Genomic DNA, 13,662 nt, shown 5'->3' on the forward strand with positions numbered 1-13,662 from the left:
GATAATACGCACCTTCTGTTTTCAACGGGCGCCCTGCCCTGACAACCATTCTTCTGCAAACCGAGTCATTCGACAGCATGAAAGAGACCGTATCCGAGCTTCTCCAGTCTGCACTGGCGACCCTGCAGTCTGACGGCACACTGCCGGCAGACCAGAGCTTCACCCCTCAGGTGGGCAACACCAAAGACAAGTCCCACGGGGACTATGCCTGTAACATTGCCCTGGTGGCCTCCAAAGCCGCCGGCTGCCCGCCTCGCAAGCTGGCCGAAGCCCTGGTGGAGGCATTGCCAGAGAGCTCCGCCGTGGAGAAAGTGGAGATTGCCGGGCCGGGGTTTATCAATTTTTTCATGAGCACCGCCAGCGCCTTCGGCATTGTGAACACTATCCTGAACGAAGCACAGCAGTTCGGCCGCAACAACTCTGGTAACGGCGAAAAGGTTCAGGTCGAGTTTGTGTCCGCCAACCCCACTGGCCCTCTGCACGTGGGTCACGGACGGGGCGCCGCCATTGGCGATTGCCTGTGCCGCTTGCTGGAAGCCAACGGTTACAACGTTACCCGGGAGTTTTACTACAACGACGCCGGAGCCCAGATCAACAATCTGGCCCTTTCGGTGCAGTCTCGCGTTAAGGGCCTGACGCCGGAAGATGAAAGCTGGCCGGAAGATGGTTACCGGGGCGACTATATTGTCGACGTGGCCAACGCCTATATGGCCGGCGAAACCGTAATTGCCGACGACCGGGAAGTAACCGCCAAGGCCGACCCGGACGACCAGGATGCCATCCGCGAATTCGCCGTGGCCTACCTGCGCCGCGAGCAGGACCTGGACCTTAAAGCCTTCGGCGTTCAGTTCGATGTGTATTTCCTGGAATCGTCCCTGTACGAAGACGGCAAGGTAGAAGCCACTGTTGAGCGCCTGAAAGCCAACGGCTACACCTACGAGCAAGACGGCGCCATGTGGCTGAAAACCACCGAGTTCGGCGACGACAAAGACCGCGTAATGCGCAAGAAAGACGGTGGCTACACCTACTTCCTGCCGGATGTGGCCTACCACCTGGATAAATGGCAGCGCGGTTTTACCACCGTGATCAACGAACAGGGCGCGGACCACCATTCCACGGTAACCCGCGTGCGCGCCGGCCTGCAGGCCCTGAAAGCCGACATCCCCCAGGGCTGGCCGGACTATGTTCTGCACCAGATGGTAATGGTGACCCGCTCCGGCCAGGAAGTGAAAATCTCCAAGCGTGCCGGCAGCTACGTCACCATTCGGGACCTGATCGACGAAGTGGGCCGCGATGCTACCCGTTTCTTCCTGGCCGCGCGCCGTGTCGATTCCCAGTTGACCTTCGATATCGATCTGGCCCGCTCCCAGACCAATGAAAACCCGGTGTATTACATCCAGTATGCCCATGCCCGGATTTGCAGCGTACTGCGCAAACTGGCGGCCGAAGGCGTACAGCGGGGCATGAACGAATGTGTGGGCGATTTGAGCCTGCTGACCCTGGACGAAGAGAAAGAACTGGCCAACCAGCTGGCCAAGTACCCGGAGCTGATTGCCAATTCCGCCGCCCAGCGCGAGCCGCACCACCTCACCCACTACCTGCGTGAGCTGGCCGGCCAGTTCCACACCTACTACAACGCCCACAAGGTGTTGATTGAAGACACAGCCCTGCGGGACGCCCGTGTGAGCCTTTACCTGGCAGTACGCCAGGTGATTGCCAACGGCCTGGACTTGCTGGGCGTGAGCGCACCGGAAGAGATGTAAGCCGGCCATGGCCAGAGACTACGCCAAAAAGGATCGCCCCGCGGGCAAAGGCGCCGCTGCCCCCAGGCAGAAAGCCGCCACCCGCAAGGCGCCAAAACCCAAGCGCAGCGCCCCTGCGCACAGGCAGCACGGGAGTTTGTCCTTGAAGTGGGTTCTGTCTCTGGCCGCCGTCGGTGGCTTTATCGGTTTTATTGTTTACCTGAACACCCTGCCTGCAGGCCCGGAAGCGCCGAAACAGGCAGCGCCGGCCCAGCAACAAGCAAGCCCTGCAGCCACCAAGGCCAGGCAGGACGCTGCCCGGCAAAAAGAGCAGAATTTCCGCTTCTATGAAATGCTGCCGGAATCTGAGGTGGTGCCTCCGAAAGTACAGGAGTACACCCCGGGCCCGGCCAAAACGGCGTTCGACTACATCCTCCAGTCCGGTTCCTTCCGCAGCAAGGAAGACGCTGAGCGCCAGCGTGCCCAGATTGCCTTCCAGGGCCTTCGCGCCCACGTTCAGCAGATCACACAGGATAATGGCGGCATTTGGTACCGGGTGAATGTCGGCCCGTTCACTTCCCGCAGCCAGATGAATTCGGCTGTGGACAAGCTGGTGTCCATCAATATCCAGCCCTTGGTGCGTAAGGTTCCCAAAGAAGGCTAAGCTCGGGTGCATGGGGCAGGTTTGGGGGAGGCTTTCCAAAAACCGCTCCTTGCGGCACATATATGTAGACCTCTTGTTGCGCAAGCCTCCCAAGCTCTCGGTGGTGTAAAAAGTTAACTGGGTAAAACTGCGCACGTATATCCGGCCTTTATGATGAGTCACTCCGGTGACTCTGGCCTCAATGAAAACCGCGCCCTTGCCGCTTATCGTCCGTACGGAGTTGGTGCTCCGTGTGCTCGCCAGCATTCACAAGGGCCGGTTTAACCCTGTTAACTCATTGCTCACCGCATTTGCGTGGGGTGCCTTTGCTCCTTGAGTGCTGCTTTACGCCGCCCGGTACTCCGTTTGGTGGTAGAGCATTGCCCATAGAATTCTTGCCAACTTGTTGGCCACGGCAATCACCGCTTTGTGTTTGCCTCTGCGCTCAATAACCCCGGCCGCCCAGCGTGATAGCCGGTCGGTGGCTTTATCCGTGTATCGGATGACCGACCAGGCACCCTGAACCAACAATCGGCGCAGATAGTTATTCCCTCGACGGGTGATGCTTCCGAGCTTTTGCTTGCCGCCACTGGAGTGTTCGTTCGGAACCAATCCCAGATTGGCTGCAAAGTGTCGCCCGCTCTTAAAGGCCTTACCGTCACCGGCATAGGCCACCACCGCGGTTGCCGTTTTCTCCGCAACCCCTTTCACGCCCATCAGGCGCCGTGCCGGCTCCAGCTGTTTGGCTGTTTGGCTGTTTGCTTCAGTTTCGCCTCATGCATCTGTATCTGGCGATTGGCCTCTCTCCACTCTTCCAACAGACTCTGTAAGGCCTCTCTGGCAGCACAGGTCAGTGGGTTCTCCGCGTCCTCCAGCAACTCTGGTAACGCCTTGAGTAATCGTTCCTTGCCTGGCGCAACGATGACGCCGTACTCGTTCAGAAAGCCCCGGATCTGATTGATCAACGCGGTCCGGGCCTGGACCTTCCGATTGATCAGCTTATGCAGCACCAGTATGTCTGTTTGCTCCAGCGATCTCGGTTCCACAAACCGCATCCTTGGTCGCCGGGCAGCTTCTGTAATCGCAAAGGCATCGTTCCGATCGTTCTTGTTGCCCTTCACAAACGGCTTCACATGCTGGGGCGGAATCAATAACACCTCAAAGCCCAGCTTCTTTAGCTCCCGACCCCAGTAGTTCGAACCACTGCAGGCCTCCATGGCAATCGTCGCTTCCGGATACTGCAGCAACTTCTCAATCAGCCTATTCCTGCGCACTTGATGATTGAACGCCGGGTTGCCGCTTCGGTTCACACCACAAACCTGAAAGACAGTTTTTGCCAAGTCGATTCCGATTAGGGTAACGTTCATCTGAACACCTCTTGTTGTTGACCTATTGATTTCGCACATCTAATAGTGGCGCTTTGACGCCGATCTCAACAAGAGGTGTTCATCCCATCATCCATGTGGCGCTTCTGCTCCGCCATCCATGGCTCCGCACATTTTTGGAAAGCCTCCCCCAAACCTGCCCGCAAACTCTTGCGCGACCTTCGGCTCAAACAAACCGCTCCCAAGCCCGCTCTCCGGCAAACGCCACTTGAATTACCGCGAAACGTCTCCATAAAACCAAAATGAAAATTTGATACAGGCAACTGGAGCCATAATGACTACGATCGTATCCGTCCGTCGTGACGATGAAGTCGCCATGGGAGGTGACGGCCAGGTTTCTCTGGGCAACACCGTCATGAAAGGGAACGCCCGCAAAGTGCGCCGTTTGTACAACGGCCAGGTTATTGCCGGGTTTGCCGGTGGCACTGCAGACGCCTTCACCCTTTTTGAACGCTTTGAAGCCCAGCTGGAGAAACACCAGGGCAACCTCACCCGCGCGGCGGTGGAGCTGGCCAAAGACTGGCGTAGTGACAGGGCCCTGCGCAAGCTGGAAGCCTTGCTGGCCGTCGCCGACAAGACTGCGTCGCTGATTATTACCGGTAACGGTGATGTCATCGAGCCGGAACAGGGCCTGATTGCCATTGGTTCCGGCGGGGCCTTTGCCCAGGCGGCGGCGCGGGCACTGCTTGAGAACACTGATATGAGCGCCCACGAGATTGCAGAGAAGGCGCTGGAGATTGCTGGCGACATCTGCATCTACACCAACCAGAACCGCACTCTGGAAGTGCTGCCCATCAAAGACTGACCGGAGCGACCATGTCTGCAATGACTCCCCGTGAAATCGTTCACGAACTTAACAAACACATCGTGGGCCAGCAGGAAGCCAAGCGTGCCGTGGCCATTGCCCTGCGTAACCGCTGGCGCCGGATGCAGCTGGACAGCAGCCTGCGTGACGAGATTACCCCCAAGAATATCCTGATGATCGGCCCCACCGGCGTGGGTAAAACCGAGATTGCCCGCCGCCTGGCGAAGCTGGCCGACGCGCCCTTCCTGAAGGTAGAAGCCACCAAGTTTACCGAAGTGGGCTATGTCGGCCGGGATGTGGAGTCCATTATCCGGGACCTGGCGGATATGGCCGTGAAGATGCTCCGTGAGAAGGAGATGAAACGGCACGAAAACCGTGCCCTGGACGCGGCCGAAGACCGCATTCTGGATGCCCTGCTGCCGCCGGCGCGGGATTTCAACGAAGACAGCCAGCGTACCAGCAACGATTCCGCCACTCGCCAGATGTTCCGCAAGAAACTGCGCGAAGGTGAGCTGGACGACAAGGAAATCGAGATCGACCTGCGCAGCAGCGGCGCCGGCGTTGAGATTATGGCGCCTCCCGGCATGGAGGAGATGACCAACCAGCTGCAGAGCATGTTCTCTAACCTGTCGTCCGATAAGCGTAAGACCCGGAAGATGAAGGTGGCAGATGCCCTGAAACTGGCCAAGGACGAGGAAGCCGCCAAGCTGGTGAACGAGGAAGAGATCAAGCAGAAAGCGCTGTTGGCCGTTGAGCAGAACGGCATTGTGTTTCTCGACGAGATCGACAAGGTGGCCAAGCGTTCCGAGAACACCTCGTCTGACGTCTCCCGTGAAGGCGTACAGCGTGACTTGCTGCCGCTGATCGAGGGCAGCACCGTAAGCACCAAGTATGGTGCCGTGCGTACCGATCACATCCTGTTCATCGCCTCCGGTGCGTTCCACCTGTCCAAGCCGTCTGACCTGATTCCGGAACTGCAAGGCCGCCTGCCGATCCGGGTAGAGCTGCAAGCTCTGACACCGGACGACTTCAAACGCATCCTGACCGAGCCAGACGCGTCGCTGGTGCAGCAATATGAAGCCCTGATGGGCACCGAAGGCGTGAAACTGACGTTCGCAGACGATGCGATTGCCCGCATTGCGGAAGTGGCCTACAAGGTGAACGAAACCACCGAAAACATCGGCGCCCGCCGCCTGCATACGGTGCTGGAACGCTTGCTGGAAAGCCTGTCGTACGATGCCGGCGACAAGGTAACCGACGTGTTCGAAGTCACCGCCGCCTATGTCGACGAAAAACTGGGCGAGCTGGCCGAAGACGAAGACCTGAGCCGGTATATCCTGTAAGCCGACAGCCAGGTAAGCAAAAGGCCGGAGGGAGTTATCCCGTCCGGCCTTTTTTGTGCCCGAACGCTGACCCGGCCCTACTGGGCCCGGGAAAACAGATGGGTAACGTTACTCAGCCCGCTCGCCAGCTTGCCCTTCTCGGCTTGTTTCTTGCGGCCCTTGGCCACGTACAGCGGTAACAGTTCGCCATACAGGCTGGTGGAGATGGTGCGCTGTTCGTCTTCCAGGCGGTCCCGACGCAGTTTGATGCCGTATTTCGCCAGTTTTGGCTCCAGTTCATCGGCCCGGCTGAGCAGGTCCCGCCTGGTCATCTGGTAGGCGTGTTCGCACACCATGCGGCGGCTCTGGAAGCTGAATACGTTGGAGAAGAACAGCTTGGCATCGTCCCGGGTAGGTTCGAACAGCAGGATGTCTTTGTCCGGGTAATCCCGGGCGTATTGGGCAATGCCCGACTGCATTCTCGAATAGACCATGGTGCGGAACATCTGGGACAACAGGTTGGGCATGCCCGAGCGGGTGAGGTCCCCCGGCTGCATGGTGCCGGCCCGCACGGCAGCGCTGGCATCGATGGGCACTTGCGGATTAACCGCCAGCACCAGGTCCGCACCATCCTCGAAAGCGACGGATGCATGCAGACCTTTTCTCAGGGTGCCGTCTACATAGTAACGGCCGTCTACGTCTACCGGCACATACAAGCCTGGAGACGCCGTGCTGGCCTGTACCGCCCTGGAAATGGGCACGTGGTCGAAACCCGGCGCTCCGAAACACACGGCTTCGGTGCTTTCTACATCTGCAGCCACCACGTACAGCCGGTGCTTCAGTTGCCGGAAGTCGTTAGTGCGCCCCAGCATGGTGAACGCCCGGCGCAGGTAATCATGAAGACCTTCGTTGTCGAACAGCCCCGCCGGGGCCGCCTGGGCCAGGATGGTCATGGCTTCCAGCAGGCTCTGGTCGTAGGGATTGTTGACGAAACGGTTGATAGCGGTGGAAATCAGCTTCGGCACGGCCAGCAAGCGGTTACCGTACTCCCGGAGCGCCGGGCGGTAGAACACTTCCGGATGGAAGGGATGCACCTCGGCTTCGCTGCGCACAAAGATCCGGCACAGCTGGGCGGTGGTCACCTGGTTGGCCAGGTTGGCGGCCACAAAGGAGCCGGAGTTCACACCTACGTACACGTCCACATTGTTGAAGTCGAGGCCGTCCAGCGCTTCATCCAGCGCCCGCAGGGCACCGATTTCATAAATACCGCCCAACGGACCGCCGCCACCAAGGGCGAGGCCTATGCGTGGTGCGGATTTAAGCTCGGTCGACTGCTTCATCGGCTGTCCTTCACGGTTACTGCAGCGAATTTACCCTACTAACCTAACAACGGTTTTTAGAGTGCGCACCCTATAACCACCGGAAAATCAGGAAACGGCCTGTTCCGCCAGCGCAACGGGGGAGGACTTCACCGGCCGCAGGTAGCGGCCGAAACCAGCATTTCGGATGGCCAGGTCAACGCAGCTCTTGATCACATGGGGAGAATCCAGCAGCAATACATCTTCCAGCAACTGGATCGCCCATTCCCGGTCGATACTGCGAATAACCGATTTCACCTTGGGCAGGCTGGCTGCGTTCATAGATAGCGAATCGTAACCCATGGCCATCAGCAACAAGGCACCGCCCGGATCACCGGCCAGCTCGCCACAGATTCCCACCGGCTTGCCAACGGAGTGGGCGTCTTGCGCAATCCGCACCAGGGCCTGCAGCACAGCCGGGTGATAGGAGTGGTAAAGCTGGGCCACCCGGGGGTTGTTGCGATCCACCGCCAGCAGGTACTGGGTAAGGTCGTTCGAGCCTACCGACAGGAAATCGACGCGCTCGGCCAGTTCGCGAATCTGGTACACCGCAGCCGGCACTTCCACCATCACGCCCACCTTGGGCATGTGAATGTCGTAACCTTCTTCCCGAACCTCGTGATAGACCCGGTAAATCAGGTGCAGAGACTCCTCCACCTCGGAGATATTGCTGATCATAGGCAGCATGATCTGCAGATTGTTCAGGCCCTCGCTGGCCTTGAGCATGGCCCGCACCTGCACCAGGAAGATTTCCGGGTGGTCCAGGGTAACCCGGATGCCACGCCAGCCCAGGAACGGGTTTTCTTCCTGGATGGGGAAATAGGTCAGGGCCTTGTCGCCGCCAATGTCCAGGGTACGCATGGTAACCGGGTTGGGCGCGAATGCCTCCAACTGCTCCCGATAGTATTCCCGCTGCTCCTGCTCGGAGGGGAAGCGATCCTTGATCATAAACGGCACTTCGGTGCGGTACAGGCCAATACCCTCGGCGCCATGGGAAAGCGACCGCAATACATCGGTCATCAGGCCGGTATTTACAAGCAACGCGACCCGGTGGCCGTCGGTGGTTTCACAGGGTTTGTCCCGCAGGGCTTCCAGGCCGCGAATCAGCTCGTTTTCTTCATCGCAAATAGCCTGATAGAAGGCCCGCAGATCCGCCGAGGGCGAGGCGAAAATCTGCCCTTCGAAACCGTCGACAATCAGTTCCCTGCCATCCAGCTGGTTCACCGGGATGTCCACCAGGCCCATCACCGTGGGTACGCCCATGGCCCGGGCCAGGATGGCCACGTGGGAGTTACTGGAGCCCTTTACAGATACCAGCCCCACAAGCTGGCCTTTGGGCACTTCCCCGAGCATGGCCGGAGTGATTTCGTCACTGACCAGTATCGTATGCTCGGGATATTCCAGATGCTTCTGCTCACCTTCCTGCAAATGTGACAGCAGGCGGCGGCCGAGATCCCGGATATCCACCACCCGCTCCTGCAGGTAGTGGTCGTCCATCATCTCGAAATGCCGGATGTACTGCTGAACCACCTGCTTAAGGGCGCCCTGAGCCCAGATGCCTTCGCGGATCTTGTTGACCACCTCGCCGGGCAGCGCTTCATCGCTGAGCATGCGCAGATACACGTCGAACAGTGCCTGCTCTTCCGGGCGCAGCTGGGACGCGAGCCGGTTCGCTACCCGTTCGATGTCTTCCCGTACTGCCTGCACGGCGGACTGGAACAGCGCCAGTTCCTGCTCGATCTCCTCGGTGGGCTTCTCGGGCACCAGGTCCAGGTCTGCCGCCGGATACACAACTACGCCAGTGCCAATGGCCACACCCGGAGCGCCGGGCACGCCGTTGAAGCTGACGTCCTGGGTTTCTTCACCGGTAAGCGACAAGCCACTGATCGCGCCCGTGGCTTCACTGTGGGCGATCACCCCGGCCAGTTGGGCTGATACGGTGACCAGGAATGCCTCTTCCCCTTCATCAAAGCACCGGGAGCTTTCCCGCTGCTGGACGACCAGCACTCCAAGTACGCGGCGGTGGTGGATAATGGGCACACCGAGGAAGGAACGGAATCGTTCCTCACCGGTTTCAGGAAAGTAGCGGTAGCGCGGATGGGAAGGGGCGTCTTCCAGGTTGATGGGTTCTTCGCGGGAACCCACCAGGCCAACAAGACCCTCGGAATAGGCCAGGCTGACCTTGCCCACAGAATCCTTGTACAGGCCTTCTGTGGCCATCAGGATGTAACGGTTGGAGGCCGGGTCCAGCAGGTAAACGGAGCAGACCTCGGTGTTCATGGCTTTCTGCACCCGCGATACGATGATCTCCAGCGCCTCGTTCAGATCGCGGGCGCTGTTCACCTCTTGTACTAGACTTCGCAGGATGCTCAGCATGGAGTCAGTCCGTCATTTCTGATGTTCCTTCAACGCCGGTTCTGCTCACTCCGATGCCACTGTTCCATGTTATGGAACAGTCTGGGAGCCAGTTCTCTCAGCGCACGTCTGTATACTTCTCTCTTGAATGAGACCACCTGCCCCAACGGATACCAGTAGCTTACCCACTGCCAGCCGTCGAACTCCGGTGAATCCGTGCCATCCACGCGTACATGCGCGTCTGGCGATAACATCCTCAGCAGGAACCATTTCTGTTTTTGCCCCACACAAACGGGGTGCGAGTTGTGGCGTACCATCCTTCGCGGAAGACGGTATCGCAGCCAGCCCCGGGTGCAGCTGATGATTTCCACATCGCTGGCACTGAGGCCGATTTCCTCTCCAAGCTCCCGATACAGCGCGTCTTCCGGTGATTCATTGTGCTTGATACCACCCTGCGGAAACTGCCAGGAGTCCTGCCCTATTCGCCTTGCCCAGAGAACTTCGCCCCTGTGGTTGGCCAGAATGATTCCGACGTTGGGTCTGAAACCGTCTGAGTCGATCACGGCACAGTCCTCGTTAAAGTCGGCTGCCGGTTAATTTGTAACCGGCGGAAATTGTCCAAGTTGCTCTCATTCTTACAGAATCCCAAGGGTTCGGCAAACGGAGCCGTTGGCGGCAGGTCATGCTAGACTGTGCGCCTTGCTACGAAGCCTGTAACGATGGGAGGAAACGGCTTGACGCTCGCAATTTTTGATCTGGACAACACCCTGCTCAATGGTGACAGCGACCACGCATGGGGTGAGTTTCTGGTGGAAGAAGGCATGGTGGATGCCGAAGAGTACAAGCGGGCCAATGACCGCTTCTATGAGGAATACCTGAACGGCGAGCTGGACGTTTTCCACTATCAGCGCTTTGTACTGGCTCCGTTAACCCGGCACAGCATGGATGAGCTGGAAAGCTGGCGCGAAGCCTTTATGGCCAAGAAAGTTCAGCCGATGATGCAAGACAAGGCCGCGAAACTGCTGGCAGATCACCGCGAGCAGGGTCATACGCTGATGATCATCACCGCCACTAACCGATTTATTACCGAACCGATTGCCGAGTTACTGGGCGTAGACCACCTGATTGCCACGGAACCGGAGCTGGTAAACGGCAAGTTCACCGGCGAAGTGGCAGGTACGCCGAGCTTCCAGGAAGGCAAGGTGGTGCGGCTGAATGACTGGCTGGCCGCCCATAACGAGAGCCTGGACGGTGCATGGTTCTACAGCGATTCCCACAATGATTTGCCGCTGCTAAAACAGGTGGCGAATGCGGTGGCCGTAGACCCGGACCCGACGCTGGAGAAGACGGCTATTGCGAATGGCTGGCAGGTTATGTCGCTGCGGGGGTAAGGCTTGGTGCACCAACCCTGACGGATACAAAGGGGTCTGACCCTACGGGTCAGACCCCACCCTTCTCTACCGCCATTCTCCCCTGGCGGCGATCACAAAAACCCGGTAAGAGAGCGCACAAAGCACGACTTGATATAGTCGGTCTCCGGAATCCCCGGCACGATCGGATGATCAGGCGCCTGGTGGCCCTGCTCCAGCAGCTGCACAAACCGGTCGATCTTGCGGCCGCTGCCCCGGATAATGTCGATCAGCTTTTCCTGGGACAAATGCATGGAGCAAGATGCGGATACCAGCAGTCCATCACGCTCCAGCAGCCTGAGCCCCAATTGATTCAGGCGAGCATAGGCCTGCTCGCCGGCTTTCTGGTCACGGCGGCGGGGAATTAGTGCGGGCGGGTCCAGTACTACGATGTCGAACTTTTCTTTCTCGTCTGCGAGGGCTTTCAGGGCGTCGAAGGCATCGCCTTCAATCGTGTCTACATTCTCCAGCCCGTTCAGTTTGGCATTGTGATGCACCGCATCCACGGCCGATGAAGACGCGTCTACACAGGTCACCTGGGATGCACCCGCACAAGCCGCTTGAATACCCCAACCACCCACGTAGCTGAACACATCCAGCACTTTCTTGCCGGGCGCATAGGCCTGAAGGCGCTGGCGGTTCATGCGGTGGTCGTAGAACCAGCCGGTTTTCTGGCCGCCAGCCAATGGCACTTCAAAGCGGGCGCCGTTTTCTTCTACCAGAACGGTGTCGGCTTCCGGGCCATGAGCAAATTCCACGTAGGTATCCAGGCCTTCCACCTTGCGCATCTTGCCATCGTTTTTCAGCACGATAATGCGGGCATGGGCCAGGCGCTGAACGGCTCGTACGATGGCGTCTTTCATTTGCTCCATGCCGGCGGTGGAGATTTGCACCACGACTACGTCGTCAAAGCGGTCAACCACCAGGCCAGACAGGCCATCGCTGTCGCCAAAGACCCAGCGGTAGAACGGTTTGTGAAACAATCTTTCCCGCAGACTCAGTGCTGCCTCCATGCGGTCGGTTAAGCGCTTCGGCGTCATGCCATGGTCCGCATCCCGGCTGATCAGCCGGCCGCAAATCAACGCATGAGGATTCACAAAGGCGATACCCATGGGCTTGTCATTCGAAGCACGCACCTGCACCTGCGAGCCGGGCTCAAACCCGGGCAGCGGGCTGCGCTGGGTGTCCACTTCATTGCTGTAAACCCACAAGTGGCCGGCACGGAGACGGCGCTCTGCGCCTTTGCGCAGGTAGAGAACGGGAAAGTCCATCAATGCTTATTCCTCAGCGGCCACGTGTTCTGCGTACGCCGCAGCATCCATCAGGCCGTCAAGCTCGCCTTCATCGGCCAGCTTCACCTTGAACATCCAGCCATCGCCATACGGGTCTTCATTGACGATTTCCGGCTCGTCTTCAAGCTTTTCATTGATCTCGATAACCTCACCGGTCACCGGGCTGAATACGTCAGACGCTGACTTAACGGATTCTGCCACACCGGCTTCCTCACCACCGTTTACAGTCACGCCCAGTTCGGGCACGCCGATGTAGACCACGTCGCCCAGTTGCTCCTGGGCAAAGTCGGTGATGCCCACAGTAGCCGTGCCGTCAGCCTCTACCCGCACCCATTGGTGAGTCTCGATGTATTTCAGATCTGCAGGAATGTCGCTCATGATTTGTGTGTCCTGTTGAAATTTTCCGCGCAGTTTAACCGAAGAGATTAGTTCCAGCGAATGCTCCGGGCCAGCTTCACGAACGCGTTCAGGTAATCCACGGCTTCGTCGCGCTCCCGGAAGCCCAGAAAGATCTGTTTGGGCATGCCCTGCTGGCCCAGTTTCAGGGCTTTTATAGGCAGGTTGCGGGCGTATTCATCCACCAGCCAGCGGGGCAGCGCACTCACGCCCCGCCCTGCAGCCACCATCTGCAACATGATGTCAGTGGTTTCAATGGTTTTATGCCGAGCCGGACCAGTATGGGCGGGCAGGAAGAACCGGGTAAAAATGTCCAGGCGCTCGACCGCAACCGGATAGGTAATGAGGGTTTCCTGCTCGAGCTGATGGGGTTCTACCCAGTGCTCGCCCGCCAGCGGATGGGTTTCGGGGACGACCAGCACCTGCTCATAATCGAATACCGGCTCGAAACACACGCCGGGCTTGTGCAGCGGGTCCGGGGTCACCAGCAGGTCGATGTCATGGCCGAACAACGCGCCCATGCCACCGAACTGGAACTCCTGTTTTACATCCACATCAACATCCGGCCATTGCTGCAAGTAGGGGCCGACGACCTTCAACAGCCATTGGTAACAGGGATGGCATTCCATACCCACCCGCAAGCTGCCTCGCTGGCCTTTGGCAATCTGGCGGATCTGCATTTCTGCATGCTCAAACTGTGGCAGCAACCGATTCGCCAGCCCCAGCAGCTGATTGCCGGCCTGGGTAAACCGCAACTGGCGGCCTTCCCGAAGCCAGACAGGCGTACCCAGCTGCTGCTCCAGCTTTCGCATGGCATGGGACAACGCCGACTGGGTAAGGTGCAGCTGTTCGGCCGCAGCCGTCAGCGAACCCTGCCGTTCAACAGCGCGCAGAATCTCCAGGTGATTTCGTTCGATCATGACCATCCGTGAATTTTTTTCATTGAATGCTGAAA

At 58.7% G+C, this 13,662-nt stretch carries 11 protein-coding genes and 1 pseudogene; 5 read left to right on the forward strand and 7 right to left on the reverse strand.

Going from position 1 to position 13,662, the window contains the following annotated elements:
- The first annotated feature begins 77 nt into the window (after positions 1-77).
- Complete coding sequence (argS, locus tag B9Q17_RS12595; protein ID WP_094625486.1) at positions 78-1,763, forward strand: arginine--tRNA ligase; 1,686 nt, start codon at positions 78-80, stop codon at positions 1,761-1,763.
- A gap of 7 nt (positions 1,764-1,770) precedes the next feature.
- Entirely contained in the window at positions 1,771-2,406 is a 636-nt protein-coding gene (locus B9Q17_RS12600) for an SPOR domain-containing protein (protein WP_094625487.1), read from the forward strand.
- Positions 2,407-2,730: 324 nt separating this feature from the next.
- Here B9Q17_RS12600 and B9Q17_RS12605 read toward each other — a convergent pair.
- Positions 2,731-3,752, reverse strand: a pseudogene (locus B9Q17_RS12605) (IS110 family RNA-guided transposase).
- Between the two features lie 292 nt (positions 3,753-4,044).
- Here B9Q17_RS12605 and hslV point away from each other — a divergent pair.
- The gene (gene hslV, locus B9Q17_RS12610) at positions 4,045-4,575 is read left to right on the forward strand and encodes an ATP-dependent protease subunit HslV (protein ID WP_022990117.1); all 531 of its coding nucleotides are present in this window, start codon (positions 4,045-4,047) and stop codon (positions 4,573-4,575) included.
- Between the two features lie 11 nt (positions 4,576-4,586).
- Complete coding sequence (hslU, locus tag B9Q17_RS12615; RefSeq protein ID WP_094625488.1) at positions 4,587-5,918, forward strand: ATP-dependent protease ATPase subunit HslU; 1,332 nt, start codon at positions 4,587-4,589, stop codon at positions 5,916-5,918.
- Positions 5,919-5,995: 77 nt separating this feature from the next.
- Here the strand turns inward: hslU and B9Q17_RS12620 are convergent, their stop codons facing one another.
- The 3 genes from B9Q17_RS12620 to B9Q17_RS12630 all read right to left on the reverse strand — a co-directional run bounded on the left by B9Q17_RS12620 (position 5,996) and on the right by B9Q17_RS12630 (position 10,173).
- Positions 5,996-7,237: a patatin-like phospholipase family protein gene (locus B9Q17_RS12620; protein WP_094625489.1), complete on the reverse strand. Its 1,242-nt coding sequence runs from the start codon at positions 7,235-7,237 to the stop codon at positions 5,996-5,998.
- An 87-nt stretch (positions 7,238-7,324) separates the two neighbouring features.
- Entirely contained in the window at positions 7,325-9,631 is a 2,307-nt protein-coding gene (ptsP, locus tag B9Q17_RS12625; protein WP_022989889.1) for a phosphoenolpyruvate--protein phosphotransferase, read from the reverse strand.
- A 29-nt stretch (positions 9,632-9,660) separates the two neighbouring features.
- Positions 9,661-10,173 (reverse strand): RNA pyrophosphohydrolase, encoded by a 513-nt coding sequence (locus tag B9Q17_RS12630; protein ID WP_022989890.1) that lies wholly within the window; start codon positions 10,171-10,173, stop codon positions 9,661-9,663.
- 171 nt (positions 10,174-10,344) lie between these two features.
- Between B9Q17_RS12630 and B9Q17_RS12635 the strand changes: the two genes are divergently transcribed.
- Positions 10,345-11,001, forward strand: a complete 657-nt coding sequence (locus B9Q17_RS12635; RefSeq protein WP_094625490.1) for a histidinol-phosphatase — start codon at positions 10,345-10,347, stop codon at positions 10,999-11,001.
- 92 nt (positions 11,002-11,093) lie between these two features.
- Here B9Q17_RS12635 and B9Q17_RS12640 read toward each other — a convergent pair whose 3' ends face one another.
- Genes B9Q17_RS12640 through B9Q17_RS12650 form a run of 3 tightly spaced genes read right to left on the reverse strand, consistent with a single transcriptional unit; the run spans position 11,094 to position 13,627 of the window.
- Positions 11,094-12,290: a class I SAM-dependent rRNA methyltransferase gene (locus B9Q17_RS12640; RefSeq protein WP_058341514.1), complete on the reverse strand. Its 1,197-nt coding sequence runs from the start codon at positions 12,288-12,290 to the stop codon at positions 11,094-11,096.
- 6 nt (positions 12,291-12,296) lie between these two features.
- Entirely contained in the window at positions 12,297-12,689 is a 393-nt protein-coding gene (gene gcvH, locus B9Q17_RS12645) for a glycine cleavage system protein GcvH (protein WP_094625491.1), read from the reverse strand.
- A 47-nt stretch (positions 12,690-12,736) separates the two neighbouring features.
- Positions 12,737-13,627, reverse strand: a complete 891-nt coding sequence (locus B9Q17_RS12650) for a LysR family transcriptional regulator (RefSeq protein ID WP_094625532.1) — start codon at positions 13,625-13,627, stop codon at positions 12,737-12,739.
- Positions 13,628-13,662 lie beyond the last annotated feature (35 nt).

Origin of the sequence: Marinobacter vinifirmus (genome assembly GCF_002258215.1) — a bacterium.
Lineage (GTDB): Bacteria > Pseudomonadota > Gammaproteobacteria > Pseudomonadales > Oleiphilaceae > Marinobacter > Marinobacter vinifirmus.